The 22,172-nt window shown below is 60.1% G+C and carries 21 protein-coding genes; 15 read left to right on the top strand and 6 right to left on the bottom strand.

Annotation, left to right across the window (positions count from 1 at the left end; translation table 11 throughout):
• Positions 1-142: 142 nt before the first annotated feature.
• The 10 genes from ndk to M2366_RS01180 all read left to right on the top strand — a co-directional run bounded on the left by ndk (position 143) and on the right by M2366_RS01180 (position 9,940).
• Positions 143-571, top strand: a complete 429-nt coding sequence (gene ndk / locus M2366_RS01225) for a nucleoside-diphosphate kinase (protein ID WP_259268746.1) — start codon at positions 143-145, stop codon at positions 569-571.
• A gap of 171 nt (positions 572-742) precedes the next feature.
• On the top strand, positions 743-1,846 hold the full coding sequence (locus tag M2366_RS01220) for a bifunctional tRNA (adenosine(37)-C2)-methyltransferase TrmG/ribosomal RNA large subunit methyltransferase RlmN (protein ID WP_259268745.1): 1,104 nt from the start codon (positions 743-745) through the stop codon (positions 1,844-1,846).
• A 27-nt stretch (positions 1,847-1,873) separates the two neighbouring features.
• Positions 1,874-2,650: a type IV pilus biogenesis/stability protein PilW gene (gene pilW / locus M2366_RS01215; RefSeq protein WP_259268744.1), complete on the top strand. Its 777-nt coding sequence runs from the start codon at positions 1,874-1,876 to the stop codon at positions 2,648-2,650.
• Positions 2,640-3,566, top strand: coding sequence for a cytoskeleton protein RodZ (gene rodZ / locus M2366_RS01210; protein ID WP_259268743.1), 927 nt, complete (start codon positions 2,640-2,642; stop codon positions 3,564-3,566). Before pilW ends, rodZ begins: the two co-directional genes overlap by 11 nt.
• A 9-nt stretch (positions 3,567-3,575) precedes the next feature.
• Entirely contained in the window at positions 3,576-4,691 is a 1,116-nt protein-coding gene (ispG, locus tag M2366_RS01205) for a flavodoxin-dependent (E)-4-hydroxy-3-methylbut-2-enyl-diphosphate synthase (protein WP_259268742.1), read from the top strand.
• Positions 4,692-4,853: 162 nt separating this feature from the next.
• Positions 4,854-6,131 (top strand): histidine--tRNA ligase, encoded by a 1,278-nt coding sequence (hisS, locus tag M2366_RS01200; RefSeq protein ID WP_259236698.1) that lies wholly within the window; start codon positions 4,854-4,856, stop codon positions 6,129-6,131.
• Between the two features lie 3 nt (positions 6,132-6,134).
• Entirely contained in the window at positions 6,135-6,785 is a 651-nt protein-coding gene (locus M2366_RS01195; RefSeq protein ID WP_259268741.1) for a tetratricopeptide repeat protein, read from the top strand.
• Positions 6,778-7,971, top strand: a complete 1,194-nt coding sequence (gene bamB / locus M2366_RS01190; protein WP_042043765.1) for an outer membrane protein assembly factor BamB — start codon at positions 6,778-6,780, stop codon at positions 7,969-7,971. Before M2366_RS01195 ends, bamB begins: the two co-directional genes overlap by 8 nt.
• Positions 7,972-8,045: 74 nt before the next feature.
• Positions 8,046-9,530 carry a ribosome biogenesis GTPase Der gene (der, locus tag M2366_RS01185; RefSeq protein WP_042043766.1) on the top strand — a complete coding sequence of 495 codons (1,485 nt, stop codon included), beginning with the start codon at positions 8,046-8,048 and terminating at the stop codon, positions 9,528-9,530.
• A 167-nt stretch (positions 9,531-9,697) separates the two neighbouring features.
• Complete coding sequence (locus M2366_RS01180; RefSeq protein ID WP_042043767.1) at positions 9,698-9,940, top strand: zinc ribbon domain-containing protein; 243 nt, start codon at positions 9,698-9,700, stop codon at positions 9,938-9,940.
• 136 nt (positions 9,941-10,076) lie between these two features.
• Here M2366_RS01180 and M2366_RS01175 read toward each other — a convergent pair whose 3' ends face one another.
• A complete protein-coding gene (locus tag M2366_RS01175) occupies positions 10,077-11,453 on the bottom strand; it encodes an amino acid permease (protein ID WP_224432698.1) in 1,377 nt (458 codons plus the stop codon).
• Positions 11,454-11,880: 427 nt separating this feature from the next.
• On the opposite strand from M2366_RS01175, the gene M2366_RS01170 reads away from it, so the two are divergent.
• Positions 11,881-12,147, top strand: coding sequence for a hypothetical protein (locus M2366_RS01170; RefSeq protein WP_042043769.1), 267 nt, complete (start codon positions 11,881-11,883; stop codon positions 12,145-12,147).
• A 129-nt stretch (positions 12,148-12,276) separates the two neighbouring features.
• Here the strand turns inward: M2366_RS01170 and M2366_RS01165 are convergent, their stop codons facing one another.
• Positions 12,277-13,089: a pyruvate, water dikinase regulatory protein gene (locus M2366_RS01165; protein WP_042043770.1), complete on the bottom strand. Its 813-nt coding sequence runs from the start codon at positions 13,087-13,089 to the stop codon at positions 12,277-12,279.
• Positions 13,090-13,393: 304 nt separating this feature from the next.
• Between M2366_RS01165 and ppsA the strand changes: the two genes are divergently transcribed.
• Positions 13,394-15,766: a phosphoenolpyruvate synthase gene (gene ppsA / locus M2366_RS01160; RefSeq protein ID WP_259268740.1), complete on the top strand. Its 2,373-nt coding sequence runs from the start codon at positions 13,394-13,396 to the stop codon at positions 15,764-15,766.
• A 70-nt stretch (positions 15,767-15,836) separates the two neighbouring features.
• Here ppsA and M2366_RS01155 read toward each other — a convergent pair whose 3' ends face one another.
• The 3 genes from M2366_RS01155 to M2366_RS01145 form a co-directional block, all read right to left on the bottom strand.
• Positions 15,837-16,913 (bottom strand): SGNH/GDSL hydrolase family protein, encoded by a 1,077-nt coding sequence (locus M2366_RS01155; protein ID WP_259268739.1) that lies wholly within the window; start codon positions 16,911-16,913, stop codon positions 15,837-15,839.
• Positions 16,914-17,142: 229 nt separating this feature from the next.
• On the bottom strand, positions 17,143-17,352 hold the full coding sequence (locus M2366_RS01150; protein ID WP_259268738.1) for a hypothetical protein: 210 nt from the start codon (positions 17,350-17,352) through the stop codon (positions 17,143-17,145).
• A 5-nt stretch (positions 17,353-17,357) separates the two neighbouring features.
• Positions 17,358-17,897 carry an isochorismatase family protein gene (locus tag M2366_RS01145; protein WP_224432702.1) on the bottom strand — a complete coding sequence of 180 codons (540 nt, stop codon included), beginning with the start codon at positions 17,895-17,897 and terminating at the stop codon, positions 17,358-17,360.
• Positions 17,898-18,198: 301 nt separating this feature from the next.
• Here M2366_RS01145 and M2366_RS01140 point away from each other — a divergent pair, with 301 nt between their 5' ends.
• On the top strand, positions 18,199-18,396 hold the full coding sequence (locus M2366_RS01140; protein ID WP_042652500.1) for a hypothetical protein: 198 nt from the start codon (positions 18,199-18,201) through the stop codon (positions 18,394-18,396).
• A 428-nt stretch (positions 18,397-18,824) separates the two neighbouring features.
• Positions 18,825-19,661: a MetQ/NlpA family ABC transporter substrate-binding protein gene (locus M2366_RS01135; RefSeq protein ID WP_259268737.1), complete on the top strand. Its 837-nt coding sequence runs from the start codon at positions 18,825-18,827 to the stop codon at positions 19,659-19,661.
• A 236-nt stretch (positions 19,662-19,897) separates the two neighbouring features.
• On the opposite strand, the gene M2366_RS01130 is transcribed toward M2366_RS01135, so the two are convergent.
• Entirely contained in the window at positions 19,898-20,620 is a 723-nt protein-coding gene (locus M2366_RS01130; protein WP_259268736.1) for a phosphatase PAP2 family protein, read from the bottom strand.
• A gap of 417 nt (positions 20,621-21,037) precedes the next feature.
• On the opposite strand from M2366_RS01130, the gene M2366_RS01125 reads away from it, so the two are divergent.
• A complete protein-coding gene (locus tag M2366_RS01125; RefSeq protein WP_259268735.1) occupies positions 21,038-22,165 on the top strand; it encodes a 4-phosphoerythronate dehydrogenase in 1,128 nt (375 codons plus the stop codon).
• Positions 22,166-22,172: the final 7 nt, after the last annotated feature.

Here is a 22,172-nt window from a genome sequence, read left to right as displayed (position 1 = left end):
AGATAGGCGGGCATGTTGTTTTAACGATGAATTTGTTTAACAAAAAGTTGCCTTTTTGTGTGTTATTCCGGTTTTTGTTTACGTATAATCGCCGCCGAACACGAATTCTCATCATAAATCTCTGTAGTTTAAGGAAGATCTAATGGCTATCGAACGTACCTTCTCTATCGTCAAGCCGGATGCTGTCAGCAAGAACTTGATCGGTGCCATCTACAACCGCTTTGAGAGCGCGGGCCTGCGTATCGTCGCAGCCAAGATGATCCACATGAGCGCTGAGCAGGCCGGTGGTTTCTATGCCGAGCACAAAGAGCGTCCCTTCTACAACGCACTGGTAGCCTTCATGACCTCCGGTCCTGTCATGGTGCAAGTGCTGGAAGGTGAAGACGCCATTCGTCGCAATCGCGAAATCATGGGCGCCACCAACCCGGCCGATGCCCTGGCGGGTACCCTGCGCGCCTGCTTCGCCGAGAGCATTGACCGCAATGCCGTGCATGGCTCCGATGCCCCCGCTTCTGCTGCCCGTGAAATCGCCTACTTCTTCGGCGATGACGAGATCTGCCCACGCGCCTGATGATGCCGGCAGTGACATTGAGCAAAGGGAGCTTCGGCTCCCTTTCGTTTTTTGGCGAAAAGGCTGATAACCCCGTATGCTGCGGGTGGAAAGGTGGACACATTATTTGTACAATGCCGCCCCCTGACGACTGTCAGCAATAATTTTGTAGTTTGTGGACTGAGGCCTTTGATGAGCGAAACAAAAATCAACCTGCTGGATCTCGATCGGGATGCCATGCGTGCCTTCTTCGTCGAGCTAGGCGAGAAGCCGTTCCGGGCAGATCAGATAATGAAGTGGATCTATCACTTTGGTTGTGATGATTTCGATCAGATGAACAACGTCAACAAGGCGCTGCGTGAACGCCTCAAGATCATCGCCGAGATCCGGGCCCCGGAGATCAGCCGCGAGCAACGTTCTTCCGATGGCACCATCAAGTGGGCACTGCAAGTCGGCGATCAAGAGGTCGAGACCGTCTATATCCCGGAAGGGGACAGGGCGACTCTGTGCGTCTCCTCCCAGGTCGGCTGCGCCCTGGCGTGCACCTTCTGCTCCACCGCCCAGCAAGGTTTCAACCGTAACCTCAAGGTCTCCGAGATCATCGGCCAGGTATGGCGCGCCGCCAAGGTGGTGGGGGGCAAACGACCCATCACCAACGTGGTGATGATGGGCATGGGTGAGCCGTTGCTCAACCTGGCCAACGTGGTGCCGGCCATGAAACTGATGATGGATGATTTTGGTTTCAGCATCTCCAAGCGCCGCGTTACGCTCTCAACCTCAGGGGTAGTCCCCGCGCTGGACATGCTGGGCGACCAGATTGATGTGGCGCTGGCTATCTCTTTGCATGCGCCGAATGACAAGCTGCGCTCCGAGATCATGCCGATCAACGACAAGTACAATATCGAGAACTTCCTGGCCGGGGTACGCCGCTATCTGGCCAAATCCAACGCCAACGGTGGCCGGGTCACGGTGGAATATGTGCTGCTCGATCATATCAATGACGACATGCAGCAGGCCCACGAGTTGGCCAAGGTGCTCAAAGACACCCCCTGCAAGATCAACCTGATCCCGTTCAATCCCTTCCCGGGCAACCCCTTTGGCAAGCCGAGCAACAGTCGCATCGACCGTTTCTCCAAGGTGCTGATGGAGTACGGCTTCACCGTGATAGTGCGCAAGACCCGGGGAGAGGACATTGATGCGGCCTGTGGCCAGCTGGTGGGGGAGGTGATCGATCGCACCAAACGCACCATGAAAAATCGGATGCAACAGGAAGGGATTTCCGTCAAAATGGTCTAACCGCTAAGCCATTGTATAGTCAGGGAAATGGATACACGTAAATTGATACTGGTGGCGGCGCTTTGTGCGCTGTCCGGCTGCGTGACCGAGACTAGCTACGTTGGCCCGAACTCGACACAACGCGAAGTTGGCCCCGACCTCAAGGCGGCAGCCCAGACCAGACTGGACCTGGGCCTCCAATATTTGCGTCAGGGCAATGCCGAACAGGCAAAATTCAATCTGGACAAGGCACTGCAGTACGATCCTGACAATGCCCAGATCCAGGTTGGCTTTGCCTATTTTTTCCAGCAGGTGCAGGATTACAAGTCGGCCGAGGCGAGTTATCGGAAAGCCTTGGCCATGGATCCGACCAATGCTGACGCGATGAACAACTATGGGGCCTTCCTCTGCAATCGCGGCCGTTTCGACGAGGCCGACAAGGCATTCAACCAGGCGATTGAGCAACCTGACTACGTCAAGGTGGCCAATACCTATGAGAATGCGGCGATTTGTGCATTGCAAAACAATCGAAAAGAGAAAGCGAGCGAGTACTATCATCTTGCCTTGGGGTATAATCCCCGGGATCCAAGGTTATTGCTGGACTTGGCCGAGCTTTCCATGAAAGATGACAAGCTGACCGATGTGCAGGACTATCTCGTTCGTTTTGCGGCCGTGGCCGATGAGAACGAAGAGAGTCTCTGGTTGAGACTGCGTCTCGCCCAGTCGATGGACAAACCGGCATTACTTCACCAATTCGGGACTGAGCTGGTACAGCGCTTTCCCTCTTCGCCACAAGCCAAGCGTTACTTAGCCAATGACTATTGAACAGCAACACGACTCTCAAGACGAATCTCAGGCAGCAGGCCCAGGCCAGCTGCTGCGCGCCGCTCGCGAACAGCTTGGCTGGACCCGTGAACAGGTTGCATCACGCCTTCATCTTCGTCTGACCCTGATTGCGGCTATCGAATCAGATACTTACGATAAGAACACGTCGCACACCTTTATTCGTGGCTACTTGCGCACTTATGCCAAGCTGGTCAGCGTTCCGGAAGAGACAGTCCTGGCTGCCTACACCAAGTTGGGACTGACGCCGCCGGACAACATTGATATGCAGAGCTTCTCGCGCCGCTCCCGTCAGCAGGCCAATGACAGTCGCCTCAAGCTGGTGACCTGGTTGGTGATCCTGGCGCTGATCGGCTTGTCTGTCGCCTGGTGGTGGCAGAGTACGGCCAAGCGCTCTGCAGGGGAGGACGCGCTCGCCGCCAGCGAGATCAGCGCACCGGCCGAACCACAGGTTGCAACCGACGTGAATGAGGCGACTCAGGGCGAACTGCCTGTCGCAGAGACAGCGCCTGTTGCCGAGGTGGAGCCCGCTGATCCCGCCGTTGACCAGAACACCACGGTGAGTGCAGCCGTCAACACGGCCCCGGTTGAAGAGACTGTGGTGAGCGACGCGGTGGCCACTGTGCCTGACTCTGCGACTGAACCTGCGACCAGCGTGCCGCAACTCAAGTTGAACTTTGCCGCCGATTGCTGGCTCGATGTGAAAGACAGCACGGGCAAGACCCTGTTCAGCGGTCTCAAGAAGGCCAATGATGAATTGACCCTCGCCGGGACAGCCCCCTTCAAGTTCATCATTGGTGCGCCCATGGCCGTCAAGATTGAATTTGAAGGCAAGTCCATCGACATGAGCCGTTACAACAACGGCCGGACCGCCAAGTTCGCGTTGCCGCAGGAGTAAGCTCTACCCATGTTCGCTCACCAATCCCCGATCATTCGTCGTAAATCCAAGCAGATCATGGTGGGTAATGTACCGGTTGGGGGCGATGCCCCCATCACGGTTCAGACCATGACCAACACCAAGACCACAGACGTGGCCGCCACCGTCGAGCAGATCCAGCGCATCGAGCGGGTGGGTGCCGACCTGGTCCGGGTCTCGGTGCCGACCATGGAGGCTGCTGAAGCCTTCAAGCTCATCAAGCAGCAGACCAATATTCCCATCATTGCCGACATCCACTTCGACTACCGTATCGCCTTGAAAGTGGCCGAATACGGCGCCGATTGCCTGCGCATCAATCCGGGCAATATCGGCAGTGAAGAGCGGGTGCGGGCCGTGGTGGCCTGTGCGCGGGACCTCAATATTCCGATCCGCATCGGCGTCAACGGGGGCTCTCTGGAGCGCGATATTCAGGAGAAATATGGCGAACCGACCGCAGAGGCACTGCTCGAGTCGGCCATGCGCCACGTGGATTACCTGGATCGTCTCAACTTCGATAACTTCAAGGTGAGCGTCAAGGCATCCGATGTCTTCCTCGCCGTGGGGGCCTATCGCCTGCTGGCCAAGCAGATAGACCAGCCCCTGCATCTGGGTATTACCGAAGCGGGTGGCTTTCGGGCCGGCGCCGTCAAATCGGCCATCGGCCTTGGCATGTTGCTGGCCGATGGTATCGGTGACACCCTGCGCATCTCCCTGGCGGCCGATCCGGTGGAGGAGGTCAAGGTCGGCTTCGACATCCTCAAGTCCCTGCGCATTCGCTCCCGTGGCATCAACTTTATCGCCTGTCCCTCCTGCTCCCGTCAGGAGTTCGATGTGATAAGCACGGTCAATGCCCTGGAAGAGCGGCTCGAAGATATCATCACCCCCATGGATGTCTCCATCATCGGCTGCGTGGTCAATGGTCCGGGTGAAGCCCTGGTCTCCGACCTCGGTCTGGCGGGGGCGGCCAACAAGAGCGCCTTTTATGAGGGGGGCCTGCGGGTCGACCGCCTGGACAACAAGGATCTGATCCCCGTGCTGGAGCGCCGTATCCGTGCCCGTGCCGCCATGCTGGATCCCGCTAACCAGATCCGAATAGACAAGGCTTAACCACCCGGCTGATCCCGGTTGGCCAGATCCGATAGAGAAGGCCTGGGTGCCTCGCTGAGCCGGTTCAGCCATCATGCCGCACTGGAACTGCCCCGATTTTACCTCGGGGTCGAAAATCCCTATAATGCGGCCACATTTCACGTCTTTTTCTCGAGTAGCAACGTGGCAAAACAGATTCAAGCGATTCGCGGTATGAATGACTGCCTGCCGGAGCAGAGCCCGGTATGGCAGAAAGTGGAACAGACCCTGCGTCAGGTCGTCGCCAGCTATGGCTATAGCGAAGTGCGCATGCCCATCGTCGAACAGACTCATCTGTTCAAACGCGCCATCGGTGAAGTGACCGACGTGGTCGAAAAAGAGATGTATACCTTTGAGGATCGCAACGGTGACAGCCTCACCCTGCGCCCGGAAGGGACGGCCAGCTGCGTCCGTGCCGGTATCGAGCATGGCTTGCTCTATAACCAGGAACGCCGCATGTGGTATATGGGCCCCATGTTCCGCCACGAGCGCCCCCAGAAGGGCCGCTATCGCCAGTTCCATCAATTCGGTGTCGAGCTGTTTGGGATCAATGGCCCGGACATCGATGCCGAACTCATCATGCTCACTCACCGTTTGTGGCGCCTGTTTGGCATCCAGGATCATGTCTGCCTGCAGCTCAATACTCTGGGCCAGAGCGAAGAGCGTGCCGCCTATCGCGATGCCCTGGTTGCTTATCTGGAGCAGTACAAGGATGAGCTGGATGAAGATAGCCAGCGCCGCATGTACAGCAACCCGCTGCGGGTGCTCGACTCCAAGAGTGAGCGCGTTCAGGAAATTCTGGTGGGTGCCCCGCGTCTGTTCGATCACCTGGGCGAAGAGAGCCTGGCCCACTTCGAGGGGCTCAAGAGGCTACTCGATACCGCCGGCATTCAATATGAAGTGAATGAGCGGCTGGTGCGTGGTCTCGACTACTACAACCTCACCGTATTCGAGTGGGTCACCAGCAGTCTGGGCGCCCAGGGCACAGTGCTGGCCGGTGGCCGCTACGACGGTCTGGTCGAGCAGCTCGGCGGTCAAGCCACCCCGGCGGTCGGTTTTGCCATGGGCATAGAGCGTCTGGTGCTGATGCTCGAGACCCTCGAGCTCAATGCCGACATCCGCCCTGGGGTGGACGTGTATCTGGCCATGGTCGGCGAGGGGATAGCGTCCGCTGGTTTCCAGTTGGCCGAGCGACTGCGCGATGCGTTGCCCGATCTTCGTCTGATGAGCCACTGCGGTGGCGGCAATTTCAAGAAGCAGCTCAAACGTGCCGACAAGAGCGGCGCGTCCATTGCCCTGATCCTCGGCGAGTCCGAGGCACAAAACGGGGAAGTGACCATCAAATATCTGCGTGGCCAGGGGGAACAACAGACCCTGAAGGTCGACGCCGTCATTGCCCTGCTGGCAGTCAAAGGAGAGTAAGCCGTGGAAGTTTATACCACCGAAGATCAACAGGTTGAAGTTATCAAGAGCTGGTGGAAAGAGAACGGTACCTCGGTGATTGCCGGGACCGTCATCGGCTTGGTCGGCCTGTTTGGCTGGCGCTATTACAACGAATATCAGCAGACGAGCAAGGAGGCAGCTTCCCAGGCTTACAACCAGCTGACCCAGGCCCTGGCCAAGGGGGACGATGCCGCCTTTGCCCAGGCGCAGAGCTTCATCGGCGAGCACAAGGGGGAATCCTACAGTGAGCTGGCGGCCCTGCAGCTGGCCGCTGCCGCCGTCAAGGCGGGCAAGCTGGACTTGGCCGAGCAGCAGCTTAGTCAGGTGGTTGCGCAAGGTGACGAGAGCGTACAGCCCATCGCTGGCCTGCGTCTGGCCCGGGTGCTGGGCGATCAGGGCAAGTTTGACGAGGCCCTGGCTCAGCTCGGCAAGATCAAGAGCGAGGCCTTCAAGGCGCAGCTTGCCGAAGTGCGCGGCGATCTGCTGCTCAAGCAGGGCAAGCCGGAAGAGGCCCGCGATGCCTATCAGGCCGCAGCCGATGCCGGTGGTCTGCAAGCCAGCCCGGAGCTCAAGCTGAAGATGGACGATCTGGCGCTGCCAGCCAACGTCAATGCAGGAGCGCCGGATGCGTGATCTGAAACGTGACCTCAAACGGGTAGCGCTGGGTACCGCCATCGCCGTGGCGCTGCAAGGTTGTTCCCTGTTCAGCAAGGATGAAGATCTCAACCCCATGGCAGCCTTGCCCCAGGTTGAGTCCAGCTTCCAGGCCGATACCCTGTGGAGCAGCTCGGTAGGCGATGGCATTGGCAACTTCTACTCCCAGCTGCGCCCGGCGGTCGAGGATGATGTCATCTATGCCGCCGCCCGTGGCGGTGACGTGACCGCCTTCGAGCGTGCGAGCGGCAAGGAGCTGTGGAGCGTGGACTTGGCGGATCTGCCGGTCAACGCAGACAAGCGCAGCGCCCGCCTCTCCGGCGGTCTGGTGTCTCGCTATGGCAAGCTGTTCCTCGGCTCCGAAAACGGCCAGGTCTATGCCCTGGACGAAAAAGACGGTGCCGTACTCTGGCAGACCACAGTGCCGGGTGAAGTGGTTGCCAGCCCTGCGGTCGAAGATGGCCGGGTCGTGGTACTGACTACCTCGGGTCGTCTGGTCGCGCTGGATAGCGATGAAGGCAAGCTGCAATGGACACTCTCCGAAGAGCAGCCGCCGCTGACCCTGCGCAGCACGGGCTCCCCCGTCATCACCAATGGCGCCGTCTTGTACGGCCGCGCCGATGGCAAGGTGGGCATCGCCCTGCTCAGCAACGGTCAACCGGTGCGCCAGTCCAAGGTTGCCGACCCGCGCGGTGCCACCGAACTGGATCGCATGGTGGACGTGGATGCCGCTCCGCTCATCGCCGGTGATGAACTCTATGCCATCGCTTACAACGGCCAGTTGATGGCCCGCAAGCTGATGACAGGTGATGAGGTGTGGAAGCGCAAATATTCCGGTTATCGCGACATGGCGGTGAGCGGTGATGCCATCGTGCTGACCGACAGCCGCAGTCACCTGTTTGCCATCGACCGTCGCAACGGTCTGGAGCTGTGGTCCAACACCCAGCTGGAAAATCGCAGCGTCACCGCCCCGGTCGTCTTTGGCGACTATGTGGTGGTGGGCGATGTGGAAGGTTACCTGTATTGGCTGGATCGTACCGATGGGTCCATCAAGGCGATGCAGCAGCTCGATAGCAGTGGTCTCTATGCCGCCCCTCTGGTGGATGAAGATGTACTCTATGTACAGAGCCGTGACGGTAAGTTGTACGCCCTTAAGCGTCCCTAACTGTCCGATATTTTGATTATCCGGCTCCTGGTCTTCGGACCCGGAGCCTTTGTCGTCTTGAGAATGAGGCTTTTATGACTCCTGTAGTAGCCCTGGTGGGCCGCCCCAACGTGGGGAAATCCACCCTGTTCAACCGCCTGACCCGTACCCGGGATGCCCTGGTGGCAGATTTCCCCGGCCTGACCCGGGATCGTAAATACGGCCAGGCGAAGCTGGGCGAGCTGGAATTTATCGTGGTCGATACCGGTGGTATCGATGGCACTGAAGAGGGTATCGAGCTGAAGATGGCCGAGCAATCCCTGCAGGCCATCGAAGAAGCCGATGTGGTGCTGTTCATGGTCGATGCCCGTGCCGGTCTGACCGCCGCGGATCAGGCGATCGCCGAGCACCTGCGCAAGGCCCAGAAGAAGGTGTTCCTGGTCGCCAACAAGACCGACGGCATCGATGGCGATTCCGCCGTGTCCGAGTTCTACTCCCTGGCGCTGGGGGAGGTCTATCAGATAGCCGCCGCCCATGGTCGCGGCGTGCTGAGCCTGCTGGAGCTCTCTTTGGCCCCGCACCTGGAAACCCTGGTCGGTGAAGACGATGTGCAGGAAGAGGAAGAAGAGGACTTCGATGAAGAAGCCCTGCTGCGCATGGTAGCCGCCGGTGATCTGGACACCCGGGAAGACACCAAGGAGACCCCCTTTGCCGACTTGCCTATCAAGTTCGCCATCGTCGGTCGCCCCAACGTCGGTAAATCCACCCTGACCAACCGCATGCTGGGTGAAGACAGGGTCATCGTCTATGACATGCCGGGTACCACTCGCGACTCCATCTACATCCCCATGGAGCGTGATGAGCAGAAGTACGTCATCATCGACACCGCCGGTGTGCGTCGTCGTGGCAAGGTGCATGAGACGGTGGAGAAGTTCTCCGTCATCAAGACCCTCAAGGCCATCGAAGATGCCAACGTCTGCCTGCTGGTGATCGATGCCCGCGAGACCATCACCGATCAGGACTTGAGTATCCTGGGCTTCGTGCTCAACACCGGTCGCTCCGTGGTGCTGGTGGTGAACAAGTGGGATGGTCTGGATACCGAGGTGAAGACCAGCATCAAGAATGAGCTGGACCGTCGTCTGGGCTTCATCGATTTCGCCCGGGTGCACTTCATCTCTGCCCTGCACGGTAGCGGGGTCGGCCACCTGTTCGAATCCATCCAGGAGGCGTACCAGTCCGCCACCCGCCGGACCAGCACCGCCATGCTGACCCGCATCATGCAGATGGCCCAGGAAGATCACCAGCCGCCCATGGTCAATGGTCGCCGGGTCAAGCTGAAGTACGCCCATGCCGGTGGTTACAACCCGCCGCGCATCGTCATCCACGGCAACCAGCTCAATGACTTGCCGGATTCCTACAAGCGCTATCTGATCAACTATTTCCGCAAGTCCCTGAAGATCATGGGTACCCCGATCCGGGTCGAGTTCCAGGAGTCGGTCAACCCCTTCGAGGGCAGGAAGAACACCATGACCCTGAGTCAGGAGCGGCAACGTAAGCGCCTGCTCAAGATGAAGAAGTAAGACAACGCGGCTGCCTCAGGGCAGCCGTTTTACATTGATGCAGTGCAATTCCCGCAGGCGCTCCCCATGTTATCTTGACCCTGACAATCGGCAGCAGCCATGCTGATAAGAGAAGGAGCGGGTCTGCGGCAGGCTCAAGCCAGACTCATATTATCAGGAGCATCACCATGAATGATTCCACGCCCAGTTGCCCCGCGTGTGCGGCGGCCCTGGATCCTCGCCATAGCGAACAGCGCTGCCCGGTCTGTCACGCCGAGTTGTGCTTTGAGGCCAGTTGTCCCGATTGTGGCGCCCCGCTGGAGCGGCTGCAGGCATGCGGTGCGGTCGACTATTTCTGTCAGGGGTGCAGCAGCCTCATCTCCAAGCGTCGGGTGATCTATGAGGTCAGGCGGGTAGGGGATGGCGAATAGAGGAGAGGCCATGCAGCCGTTACAGCTCGTCCTTTCAATCGCTCGCCGACCAGCCAAATGAGATAGGAAAGAGGCGCCCACCGGGCGCCTCTTTTATGCAAGTTTGACTCGGCCTCTTGTCGGGCTTGTGTTGGTCTCAGGCCGGATTCACGGCGGCAGCGGCCAGGCGTTTGCGTTTGAACTGGTAACCGATGGCGAGCACCAGTATCCAGACCGGGATCAGCATGACGGAGATCTGGATGCCGGGGGTCAGATACATGATCACCAGGATACCCGCCATGAAGGCGAGGCAGAGGTAGTTGCCAAAGGGGTACCAGAACGCCTTGAACTTAGGCTCGATCCCCTGGGCCTGCTTGGCCTTGCGGAATTTGAGATGAGCGAGGCTTATCATGGCCCAGTTGATGACCAGGGCCGATACCACCAGCGCCATCAGCAGCTCGAAGGCCTTGCCCGGGATCAGGTAGTTGATCAGCACGCACAGCAAGGTGGCACCCGCCGAGATGGAGATGGCGACCATGGGAACACCGCTCTTGCTGGTCTTGAGCAGCGCCTTGGGACCATTGCCCTGCTTGGCCAGGCCAAACAGCATCCGGCTGTTGCAGTAGACGCAGCTGTTGTAGACCGAGAGCGCCGCGGTCAGTACCACCATATTGAGCACAGTCGCCACCAGATCGCTGTCCAGGGCATGGAAGATCATCACGAAGGGACTGCCGCCCTCGACGACTTTGCCCCAGGGGTAGAGGGACATCAGTACTGCCAGGGCGCCGATATAGAAGATGAGGATGCGGTAGATCACCTGGTTGGTGGCCTTGGGAATGCTCTTTTGCGGATCGTCGGCTTCGGCGGCCGTGATACCGACCAGCTCCAGACCCCCGAACGAGAACATGATGACCGCCATGGCCATCACCAGGCCGCTGATACCGTTGGGGAAGAAACCGCCCTGATCCCAGAGGTTGGTCACGCTCGCCTCGGGGCCGCCGCTGCCGCTGGCCAGCAGGTAACCACCAAAGCCAATCATGCCGACGATGGCGACCACCTTGATGATGGCGAACCAGAACTCCATCTCGCCAAATGCCTTGACGTTGGTGAGGTTGATGGCGTTGATCAGCACGAAGAAGAGGGCCGCCGACATCCAGGTCGGGATCTCGGGCCACCAGTACTGGACATAGATGCCGACTGCGGTGAGCTCGGCCATGCTGACCAGCACATAGAGTACCCAGTAGTTCCAACCAGACGCGAAGCCCGCGAAGTCACCCCAGTATTTATAGGCAAAGTGGCTGAAGGAGCCTGCCACCGGCTCTTCCACCACCATCTCGCCGAGCTGGCGCATGATGAGGAAGGCGATGAAGCCGCCGATGGCATAGCCGAGCAGCACTGAGGGGCCGGCCATCTTGATGGTCTGGGCTATCCCCAGAAACAGGCCGGTGCCGATGGCGCCGCCCAGGGCGATGAGCTGGATATGGCGGTTCTTGAGGCCGCGCTTGAGCTCATCGCCTTGTGGTTGAAGATCCATACTGAGTCCTTTTGATTCGTCAGTCCGTCGCTTTCGTCATTTCGTAGCCAAAAGCTGACGTAACCTGTATTTATTTCGTTACATGGTGCCATTTGTTGTTTTTCATGGTGGCTACCAACCGAAGCAGAATAGTGATAAACGACCCGTGTTGCACCTGTTTTTGCTATCATTCGCTGGCTTTTTCGCCTCTCATCAGTCTTTTCTTGAGGTTCTTCTCACTTTTTCTGGTCATTGCTCACTATCTGGTCAACTGATTATGCCGATCTTGATCTTCTGCACTATCCGTGATTAATGGTGGTGAGATTCATTGGAGGCTTTTTGCATCCGCTCCCGCCTTGCCTGCCCATGTCAGTGGCAGGTGGGGCAGGGCAATCAGTGGCAAGAGCGGTATCCATCACTGTTATGACGAGGATAGGCGGGTTTTGGGATGATGAAGATGGTGGGCTGGGTCATGATGGCCCTGTTGTGGGGAGTGCTGTGTCTGGCGCCACTGCTGCTGTTGCTGGCCCTGGGTGTCTTGTTGTGCCTCGGGTTCCTGGCCCAGGCCAGCTGGCCCTGGGTGATGGCGGGGGCTGGCCTGCTCGGCCTTGGACTGGGGATCTGGCTGGCGGAGCGGGTGCGCGGTGGTTATGGTTTGATCTCCTTCTACGGCAAACTGATGAGTAACCGTGAGCTTAACCTGCCCAAGAGCTGACAACGGGAGGGGAACCCGGGGTGTTTCCCCGGCCAGCCCTATGACAAAGAGCCCTGAACCCGCGTTGGCGGGAACAGGGCTCTTTGCATGGCAAGCTGGGCTGACTTTTGTTGCGGATGAGCGCCGCTCTCAATAGAGCTGGCGGCGCATGCCGGTGCCCTCGAGGATCTTGGCGCTGATCTCCTCCACCGAGTGGGCGCTGGTATCGAGGAAGCGGATCGCCTCCTGGCGATAGAGGCGCTCGACGCTCGCCAGCTCCTGCTGGCACTGCTCCAGGGAGGAGTAACGGCTGTTGGCCCGGCGCTGGTTGCGGATCTCATGGAGCCTGTCCGGGGTGATGGTCAGCCCGAACAACTTGTGGCGATTGGCCTTGAGGGCGGCGGGCAGCTCCAGGGCCTGCATGTCCTGTTCGATGAAGGGGTAGTTGGCGGCACGCACGCCAAATTGCAGCGCCAGATAGAGGCTGGTCGGTGTCTTGCCGCAACGGGAGACGCCGATGAGGATGATGTCCGCCTCGTCATACTCCTTGGTGGTGATGCCATCGTCGTTCGCCAGGGCAAAGTTGACCGCCTCGATGCGGTCGTCATAGAGCTTGCGGTTCTCCATGCCGTGGGTGCGATGCAGACGCGGGGTGGCCTTGATGCCAAGCTCTTGCTCCAGGGGACTGACGAAGGTGTTGAGAAAGTCATGGCTGCTGGCGTGGGCTTTGAGCACCTCTTCACGCACCTGCGGGTCGACGATGGTGTGGAACAGTATGGGGCGAACCCCGGTTTGGCGGAACTGCTCGTCGATGCGCATGCGGACCAGACGCGCCTTCTCCAGGGTCTCCACGAAAGGGATGGTGACCTGCTCGAAGATCATGGGAAATTGGCTGAGTACCGCGTGGCCAAACACCTCGGCGGTGATGGCAGTGCCATCTGAAACATAAAAAACGGTGTGCACTGGCCGCTCCCTTTTTACTTGCTGCGAAGAAAGTATCTCTCGATACCAAACGACTATTGTCAACCGATCTGCCGTTTCCAAGTTGTGAACTCGGTTGCAAACCTGAATCGTTACCTTTTTGTGTTCGCATTGTAGAATGTCTGTGTCATTCGGCCTATCCCCAAATCTTGCGTGGGGATTTTTTTGACCGGGAGAAGAAAACGTTTTCTCGGCGGGCAGCGACAGCACAAACTAACAAAAAAAGCACACAACAAGGCACAGATGGTGCACCGGCACCCTGGCCCACCAACCTGGAGACATGCAAATGCAACAGTACGTACTTTGGTACGAACAGCTCGGAATGCAAGATGTAGAACGAGTCGGCGGCAAGAATGCATCCCTTGGCGAGATGATAAGCAACCTGTCTGGTGCCGGTGTGTCCGTGCCGGGTGGGTTTGCTACCACGGCGTTTGCTTTTAATGAGTTTCTGGAGCGCAGCGGGCTCAATGATCAGATCCATGACTTGCTTGACCATCTGAATGTGGATGACATCGCGGCCCTCGGCGCCGCCGGTAACCAGATCCGTCAATGGGTGATCGATGCCCCCTTCCAGCCGGAGCTGGAAGAGGCCATCCGCAGCGCCTATGACAAGCTCAGTGCCGGGCTGGAGGCCTCCTTTGCGGTGCGCTCCTCCGCCACCGCCGAAGACATGCCGGATGCTTCCTTCGCGGGCCAGCAGGAGACCTTCCTCAACGTGCGCGGCATCGATGCCGTCATGACCGCCGTCAAGCATGTGTTTGCCTCCCTGTTCAACGATCGCGCCATCTCCTACCGGGTGCACCAGGGCTATGACCACAAGGGCGTGGCCCTCTCCGCCGGCATCCAGCGCATGGTGCGCTCGGACTTGGCCGCCTCCGGTGTCATGTTCACCCTGGATACCGAATCGGGTTTCAACGATGTGGTCTTCATCACCGGCAGCCAGGGGTTGGGGGAGATGGTGGTGCAGGGTGCGGTCAATCCGGACGAGTTCTATGTCCATAAGCCGACCCTGAAAGCGGGTCGCCCCGCCGTGGTGCGCAAGACCTTGGGATCCAAGCTGCTCAAGATGACCTACTCCAGCGATGCGGGTCATGGCCGTCAGGTCAAGATTGAAGATACCCAGGATGCGGAGCGCAACCAGTTCTGCATCAACAATGACGAGGTGATGGAGCTGGCCAAGCAGGCGCTCATCATCGAGCAACACTATGGCCGTCCCATGGACATCGAGTGGGCCAAAGATGGTCAGGATGGCAGGCTCTACATCGTCCAGGCTCGTCCCGAGACGGTACGCAGTCGTCAGGAGGCCAACACCCTCGAACGTTTTGCCCTCAAGCAAGCGGGCAAGGTGTTGATCGAAGGGCGTGCCATCGGTCACAAGATAGGGGCGGGCCCGGCCCGGGTCATCAGCTCCATCAGCCAGATGGACGAAGTGCAACCCGGTGACGTGCTGGTCACCGACATGACGGATCCGGACTGGGAGCCCATCATGAAGCGGGCCTCGGCCATCGTCACCAACCGGGGGGGCCGCACCTGCCACGCCGCCATCATCGCCCGCGAGCTGGGTATCCCCGCCGTGGTCGGCTGTGGCGATGCCACGGATCACATTGCGCCGGGCCAGCTCATCACCGTCTCCTGCGCCGAGGGCGATACCGGCTTCATCTATGATGGCCAGCTCGACTTCGAGGTGGCGGTGACACAAGTGGGCAACATGCCGCGCCTGCCCATCAAAGTGATGATGAACGTCGGCAACCCGGACAGGGCCTTCGACTTTGCCCAGTTGCCCAACGCCGGTGTGGGTCTGGCGCGCCTAGAGTTCATCATCAACCGCATGATAGGGGTGCACCCCAAGGCCCTGCTGGAATTTGACAAGCAGAGCCCGGCGCTGCAGGCCACCATCACCAAGATGATCGCCGGCTACGAGAGCCCCCGCGAGTACTACATCGCCAAATTGACCGAAGGCATCGCCACCCTGGCCGCCGCCTTCTGGCCGGAGCGGGTGATAGTGCGGATGTCGGACTTCAAGTCCAACGAGTACGCGAATCTGGTGGGGGGCCGTGGCTACGAGCCCCATGAAGAGAACCCCATGATAGGCTTCCGCGGTGCCTCCCGTTACATCGCCGACAGCTTCCGTCCCTGTTTCGCCCTCGAATGCGAGGCGATGAAGCGGGTGCGCGATGTGATGGGGCTGACCAACGTCGAGGTGATGATCCCCTTCGTGCGCACCGTGGGTGAAGCCGAGCAGGTGATCGAGATCCTGGCCGAGAACGGTCTGCGCCGTGGCGAACGGGGCCTGAAAGTCATCATGATGTGTGAACTGCCCTCCAACGCCCTGTTGGCAGATCAGTTCCTGCAGCACTTCGATGGCTTCTCCATCGGCTCCAACGACATGACCCAGCTCACCCTGGGACTGGACAGGGATTCCGGCCTCATCGCCCACCTGTTCGACGAGCGTAATGATGCGGTCAAGGCGCTGCTGGCCATGGCCATCCAGGCCGCCCGCAAGGCGGGCAAGTATGTCGGCATCTGCGGTCAGGGCCCGTCCGATCACCCGGACTTCGCCGCCTGGCTGGTGGAGCAGGGCATCGACTCGGTGTCGCTCAACCCCGATACGGTCGTCGATACCTGGCTCTATCTGGCCGAGCAGCACAAGGCCGGCTAAGTCAGCCAATCCGCTCTCGATACAACGGCGCCGCAAGGGCGCCGTTTTTTATGGGTTGCCAGTCGGATCTCTACTCAGGCAAGAGCCCTTGCTGGCGGATAAGCCCGGCCAGGCTCGCCGCTATGCCGTCATGCTCGGCGGCGGTCGGGTGCCAGAGGCAGCCTGAGTTCTCGGAGCGCATCTGCTCGATGAGCACGGGAGGCTCCCCCAGCAGGGCAAGCTGTTGCTGCAACCGGGTCAGGGTCTGGTTCAGCCGGTCGTGGGGCCAGAGATACTGGCCCATCAGGATGATGGGGCTGTCGTAGCGCTGGCGCAGATCCCGCAGCAGCTCGACATAGCCATCGATCCAGGCCTGCTGAAAGCTCTCCTGATCCGGCCAGGGTTCGTGGGGTTGCAGCTCGGAGCTGAAGTCATTGGTGCCGAGTTCGACGACGATGAGCGCCGGGTGCTGGCTCTCGAAATCCGTGCCCCCCTGATAGACGGCGCCTGCCTTGTCCAGATAATGGGGCAGGGCATGCTGGGGCTGGTTGCCGTCCCAGTTGCGCAAGAGTCCGAGCCCCGAGTAGGAGACCTGGCTATGGGTGGCCCCGAGCAGCGCCGCCGTTTTGGCCGGGAAGGCAAGCCGGGCGTTGGAGCTGTTGAGGTTCTCCTCCCAACTGCATTCGCGCTTGTTCGACTCGCTGCCCATGCCGGCGCTGATGGAGTCACCGACAAACAGCAGGTGGGGCTTTTGCTGCCAGAGGCCGCTCACTACTCCGTCGGTGACCAGGGCGTCCAGGGTCAGCATGGCGTCATAGGTTTCGGTGCGTTTGACCAGCTCGACCTTGACCGAGCGAGGCGTCGGCCACTGCAGCAGGGGATAGGTGTGCATGCCCTGGCCGGTGTTGATGACGCCTTGCAATTGGCCATCGATCAGCAGATCGAACTGGCTCTGCTGGCCGTCCATGGCGATGGCGAGCTCCCGTCCCTCGAAGCGAAAGGTGAGCCGGGTCGCCGGCCAGTTGAACCGCACGTCCTGTTTGACCCAGTCGCGTACGATGCGTCCCTCGTAATTGAGGCGATAGTCTGTTGCTTCAATGCGGGCGGCCAGTGCCTCGGCGGCCAGCCCCATGGCGGCGAGCAGGAGGAGTCCTTTCACTGTCTTCATGCTGATCCCTGTGTTGTTTCATTGAGTGGGGGCAGGGAAGGCCATGACGCCAGCGCCGATCCCGTGCACGATGGGAACCGATCAGGCATACGCCACCATCGCTGCCATTTGACGCCCAGCAAATGGGCGCCGAATGAAGATAGATGGAGAGGTGCTGTGCATAAAAGCAGCATCGTCAGGATCTGTGGGGGCCATCAAACTTTTTACTCGAAGATTAATAAGTTTTCCCTCAGCCCGCTGTCCCATCAGGGCCGGGCCATTCGTGGGGAAGGAAGGGAGGGCAGCCGAGCAGGATCCACCAGAGGAGGTAGAAGATGATGAAGCCCGCCCAGAGCCAAGCCAGATAGCGACGAGTGAGCGCCATGCCGATTATGGTCACTACCTGTGCGATCAGGAAAGCGACCACCCCGAACATAAAAGGCACCATGTTATCCATCATGGCGCTTATCTCACCAGGGCCAGGATCTGGCGAAACGCCGGATGGCGGCAATCCCCCAGCAACTCATAGAGGCACATCTCCACCGAGCTGAGCCGTGCCCCCAATGCCGCCAATTGATCGACGGCCACCGCCTTGTTGGCGGCAGTGCGCGACGACACCGCATCTACCACCAATGATACCTGGGCGCCCTCGTCCAACAGCCCCTGCACCGTCTGGTAGACGCAGATATGGGCCTCGATGCCGCACACCAGCCAGTGGGTCACCCCGGTTTCGCTGATCGCCGCCGCCACCTGCGGCTCCCCCAGGGCGCCGAAGCTGAACTTGGGCAGCACCTGTGTCCCGGCTTGCAGCGGCTGCAGCTCGGGCACCGTGGCCCCGAGCTTGTCCGGGTTCTGCTCCAGCCAGATCACCGGCAAGCCCAGCGCCCGGGCGCCTTGCACCAGCCGGGCGGTGTTGGCGATGAGGGACTCGCTCCCCTCGACGAGGCGGGCCAGCTTGCCCTGAATATCGACGACCAGCAGGCCTGTGGTGGAGGTGATCAACATGGTGACTCCTTAGCAAGGGATCGCGTGCTAGGTGGCCCGCGAACGGCATGGGGAGCGGCGAGCAGGCTCGGCGCGATACCCCTTTTTATATAGAGAGAAACAAATTGTTACCAGAGCGCCAGTGACGCACCGGGCGGACGGCGCTAGAGTCGGGCCATGAAAAAGCACCTGACAGTGCTAAGACCAGTGTCGCCAAATTTGGCAACGAATCCGGCCGAACGAGTGGGAAGATCTTGTTATTAAAGCAGTTCCAGCCCTTGTTCAAGAGTGCGCCGCGATTAACTTAACGATGGGAATCACCATGAAGAAAATCATTCTGCTTATGTCCGTCGCTGGTCTGATGGCCGGTTGTTCCAGCCCTGCCCAGCGCATGGCGGACTGCCAGGCGCAGGGGATCAGCAAGGATACCTGCTACCTGGCAGAGCAAAATCGCCAGACTGCCATCCTCGGCGCCGCCGAGAAGCAGGCGATGGAGAACGCCAGCAAGGCGGTCAAGTAAGGCGTTGTCGGTTCAATCCGTCGGTGTATTCCCAAAGCCCTGGTGTCGATGACGCCGGGGCTTTTTGCTATGGAGGGCATGGCGCCCGCACGGTCGGACTGCGCTACTCGTCGCCCAGACGGAAGGGCACCAAATGACCATCCTATGCCGGATGAGGCCGGGATGGCGAGATCCTGCTCATCATTATTGTGTGGCTTATCAAAGATTTTCGCGCGAGGAGCGGTGACGGACCGCGCCTCGGCATCGGCACTGGTGCTCGCCATCTTTGCGCAAGCTCAGCCAATTTTGTCGCTTGGCGAAGGGCGGAGGCTCTGTTATGGTGATCTTAATTAGCCATTTGGATGGCTAGATGGTTGTGGTGAGGCTGCCTGCAGGGGCACTCCCCGCGGCCAGGCCACCGTTTTGACCATGTTGACAGGGAGTTTCTTATGCAGCGTCGTTCCTTCTTCACACTTTCCGCCTTTGCCCTGCTGGCCGCCAGCAGCGCCTTTTCTGCCACAGCCGCCGATGCGGCGGCTCCCGTCAAGCAAGAGATAGTGATTGGTACCACGGTCGGGGATTTTGCCGACATGGTGACCGACTCCATCAAGCCGCAGCTGGAAGCCAAAGGCTACACAGTGAAACTGGTGGAGTTCACCGATTATGTAAGCCCGAATCTCGCCCTGGCCGATGGCTCCCTCGATGTGAACTGCTTCCAGCACAGGCCCTATCTGGAGAGCTTTGCCAAGGACAGGGGCTTGTCGCTGACCCCGATAACCCAGGTGCCGACCGGCCCCATGGGTCTCTATTCCGGCAAGATCAAGACACTATCGGCGTTGAAAGAGGGGAGCACAGTGGCGCTGCCCAACGATCCCAGCAACCAGGCGCGGGCGCTGTTGATGTTGCAGGACATGGGTTGGCTCACCCTTAAAGAGGGCATTAATCCCCTCAAGGCGAGCGAGTTTGACGTGGTCGGCAACCCCCACAATCTCAAGTTGGTGCTGCTGGAGGCGGCGCAACTGCCACGCTCGCGGGAAGATGTGGACTTTACGGTGATCAATGGCAACTATGCGGCGTCGAGCGGTATCCCGTTCAGCGAGGGGCTCTTCCTCGAGCGCAGCTATGACTTCATCAACTGGGTGGTGGTCAAGCGCGGCGATGCCGATACCCCGTTCGCCAAGGATGTGGCTGCCGCCTACAACTCCCCCGCGTTCAAGGCGTATGCCGCCAAGCGTTTCGTCGGTTACAAATACCCCGAAGGCTGGCAGGGGCAGAACAAGGGGTGAGCCGACCCCCCATGACGGATGGTTTGATATGAGCACGGGCACCCAGGGGTGCCCGTGCTCATATTCGCCGCAGTGTGGGCCGCCGATGGCGACGGGCAATCAGTGGTGGCGTAGCCACTCGCAGACGGTGCGGCAAACAGCGCGTCAGGTTGCCGAGCAGAGTGCTCGTCAACCCATGCAGGGTGAGGTCTGTGACAGGGCATGCGCCGCGCCCTGGTGCAGCATCTGGAGAGGGATCAGTAGTGGCGTAGCCACCAGCGGGCGGCAAACAGGGCGGTCAGGCTGCCGAGCAGGGCGCTGGCCAGCACATCCAGGGGCCAGTGCATGCCGATCAGGGTGCGTGACAGGCCGATGGCGAGGGCCCATAGCGGCAGCAGCCAGACTCCGCGGGGCGCGCGGGCCAGCCAGATCAGACCGAAGAACTGGGCGAGGCTCATGGCGGCGATGCTGTGGCCGGAGGGGAAGGCGTAATTCACCTCCGCCTGCCAGTGGTTGCCTAGCCACTGGGGCAGGGCCAGCAGCTGGCTCGCCGCATGTACCTGTTCGCTGCGCACCTCAACCTGACTGGCATAGAACTGCTCGATGGCGGGGATCAGCTGCTGGCTCTCCAACCAGAGCAGATAGGGGCGCGGCTCCTGGGTCAGGTGCTTGATCAGGCTCTTGATGACCCAGTCGCCCGCGAGCACGGCAAAGAGGGCGCCACTCAAGGCCAGCAGGGCGGGCAGGCTCAGGGCCAGCTTGTAGCGGGTCAGCAGCAGTAGGGCCAGGATACTGATGGCGAGGCCGGGAATATCCACCATGCGGGTGAGGGCGTAGGGCCACCACAACCACTCCGATTGCAGGGCATTGACCCTAAAAGGCTGCCAGGGCAGGCAGACCAGCAGCACCAGCGGCAGGATCAGGGCGGCACTGAATGCAAGCGCCTGGCTGCGCGGCAGTGAAGAGGAGTGCGTCGACATAACAAGGCTCGTAACGGTGCCGTGGCGCGGCAGATAAAAAGAGGCGACATTGTGCCAGCCCCGGCTTGGCGGTCAAGTCGCGAGAGGCGGCCAACAACATGGTGTTACAAATCAGGGGGCACCATCAGTCAGTTGCCCTGTGTGGGTCAGGGCGGCGAAGCGACTGTGGCGGCAGCAGAGGCATGAATCTGAGTGCCTGACCAGTTGCCCTGTGTGGGCCAGGGCGGCGAAGCGGCTGTGGCGGCAGCAGAGGCATGAATCTGAGTGTCTGACCCGTTGTCCTGTACGGATTAGGGGGGAAGCGACTGTGGCGGCAGAAGAGAGACGAATAAGTGTCTGACCACTTGGCCTGTATGGGCTAGAATGGCGCGCCCTTGGCCGATTGCGCACATCAGTCTTGAACATTAAGAGAGCCCAATGAAGATCGTCGTCGATGAGAATATGCCCCATGCCTGCGAGTTGTTTGCCGAATTTGGCGAGGTGGTCCCCTTGCCCGGGCGGCATATCAGCGCGGCTGATCTGCAGGATGCCGACGTGCTGCTGGTGCGATCCGTGACCCGGGTGGATGCCAGCCTGCTCGCCGACTGCCCGCGGCTGAGCTTCATTGGCACCGCGACCATAGGCACGGATCATATCGACAAGGCCTTGTTGGCGACGCGCAATATCCCCTTCTTCAGTGCCCCCGGTTGCAACAAGCAGTCGGTGGGGGATTATGTGCTCTCCGCCCTGTTGGTGCTGGCCGAGCGTTATGAGCTGACCCTGGCGGGCATGAGCCTGGCCGTGATAGGGGCGGGCAACACGGGGGAGTGCGTGGCGGGCAAGGCCGAAGCGCTCGGCATGAAGGTGCTGCGCTGCGATCCCCCCCGGGCGAGGGCGCAGACGGAGGAGGAGCACGAGTTTGTCGACTACCAGACAGCCCTGTCGGCCGACATCGTCAGCTTCCATGTGCCCATCACCTCTGAGGGGCCCGATGCGACCTACCATCTGCTCGATGCCGCCCACATAGCCGCATGTCCTGGGGGGCAGATCCTCATCAATGCGTCACGGGGTGAGGTGTGGGACAATCAGGCCCTGCTCACCCGCCAGCGCGGCGAACGCCCGCTGCGGCTGGTGATGGATGTGTGGGAAAACGAGCCCCATATTCTGGCGGCGCTGGTGGCGCATACCGAGCTTGCCACGCCCCATATTGCCGGTTACAGCCTGGAGGGCAAGGCGCGCGGTACCTGGATGCTCTATCAGGCTCTCTGTCAGCAGACGGGACGCAATCCGCGCGGGGATCTGCACAAGTTGCTGCCCACCCCGGAGGTGAGTGCACTCAGCCCTGGACGAGGGGTGGATCAGGGGCTCATCAAGCAGTTGGTCCATCTGATTTACGATGTGCGCCGCGATGATGCCCGCTTTCGGAACCGACTCGGCATTCAGGGCAGCTTCGATGGCCAGCGCAAGGACTACCCGGAGCGGCGTGAGCTGTCGGCCCTGCGTCTGACCGGTCCCTTTGCCGCGTCCCGAGCCCTGGCGGCACTGGGATTTGACTGCCAACCCTGACCCCATG

Source organism: Aeromonas sp. BIGb0405 (assembly GCF_024807335.1).
Lineage (GTDB): Bacteria > Pseudomonadota > Gammaproteobacteria > Enterobacterales > Aeromonadaceae > Aeromonas > Aeromonas rivuli.
The sequence above is the reverse complement of the archived record's forward strand: the minus strand, read 5'-3'. Positions and strand labels throughout refer to the sequence as shown.

Bases quoted from the DNA above. Each gene is read 5' to 3' on its own strand.
- ndk (WP_259268746.1), top strand. From the start codon at position 143: ATGGCTATCGAACGTACCTTCTCTATCGTCAAGCCGGATGCTGTCAGC.
- M2366_RS01220 (WP_259268745.1), top strand. From the start codon at position 743: ATGAGCGAAACAAAAATCAACCTGCTGGATCTCGATCGGGATGCCATG.
- pilW (WP_259268744.1), top strand. From the start codon at position 1,874: ATGGATACACGTAAATTGATACTGGTGGCGGCGCTTTGTGCGCTGTCC.
- rodZ (WP_259268743.1), top strand. From the start codon at position 2,640: ATGACTATTGAACAGCAACACGACTCTCAAGACGAATCTCAGGCAGCA.
- ispG (WP_259268742.1), top strand. From the start codon at position 3,576: ATGTTCGCTCACCAATCCCCGATCATTCGTCGTAAATCCAAGCAGATC.
- bamB (WP_042043765.1), top strand. From the start codon at position 6,778: ATGCGTGATCTGAAACGTGACCTCAAACGGGTAGCGCTGGGTACCGCC.
- der (WP_042043766.1), top strand. From the start codon at position 8,046: ATGACTCCTGTAGTAGCCCTGGTGGGCCGCCCCAACGTGGGGAAATCC.
- M2366_RS01180 (WP_042043767.1), top strand. From the start codon at position 9,698: ATGAATGATTCCACGCCCAGTTGCCCCGCGTGTGCGGCGGCCCTGGAT.
- M2366_RS01175 (WP_224432698.1), bottom strand. From the start codon at position 11,453: ATGGATCTTCAACCACAAGGCGATGAGCTCAAGCGCGGCCTCAAGAAC.
- M2366_RS01170 (WP_042043769.1), top strand. From the start codon at position 11,881: ATGATGAAGATGGTGGGCTGGGTCATGATGGCCCTGTTGTGGGGAGTG.
- ppsA (WP_259268740.1), top strand. From the start codon at position 13,394: ATGCAACAGTACGTACTTTGGTACGAACAGCTCGGAATGCAAGATGTA.
- M2366_RS01155 (WP_259268739.1), bottom strand. From the start codon at position 16,913: ATGAAGACAGTGAAAGGACTCCTCCTGCTCGCCGCCATGGGGCTGGCC.
- M2366_RS01150 (WP_259268738.1), bottom strand. From the start codon at position 17,352: ATGATGGATAACATGGTGCCTTTTATGTTCGGGGTGGTCGCTTTCCTG.
- M2366_RS01145 (WP_224432702.1), bottom strand. From the start codon at position 17,897: ATGTTGATCACCTCCACCACAGGCCTGCTGGTCGTCGATATTCAGGGC.
- M2366_RS01140 (WP_042652500.1), top strand. From the start codon at position 18,199: ATGAAGAAAATCATTCTGCTTATGTCCGTCGCTGGTCTGATGGCCGGT.
- M2366_RS01135 (WP_259268737.1), top strand. From the start codon at position 18,825: ATGCAGCGTCGTTCCTTCTTCACACTTTCCGCCTTTGCCCTGCTGGCC.
- M2366_RS01130 (WP_259268736.1), bottom strand. From the start codon at position 20,620: ATGTCGACGCACTCCTCTTCACTGCCGCGCAGCCAGGCGCTTGCATTC.
- M2366_RS01125 (WP_259268735.1), top strand. From the start codon at position 21,038: ATGAAGATCGTCGTCGATGAGAATATGCCCCATGCCTGCGAGTTGTTT.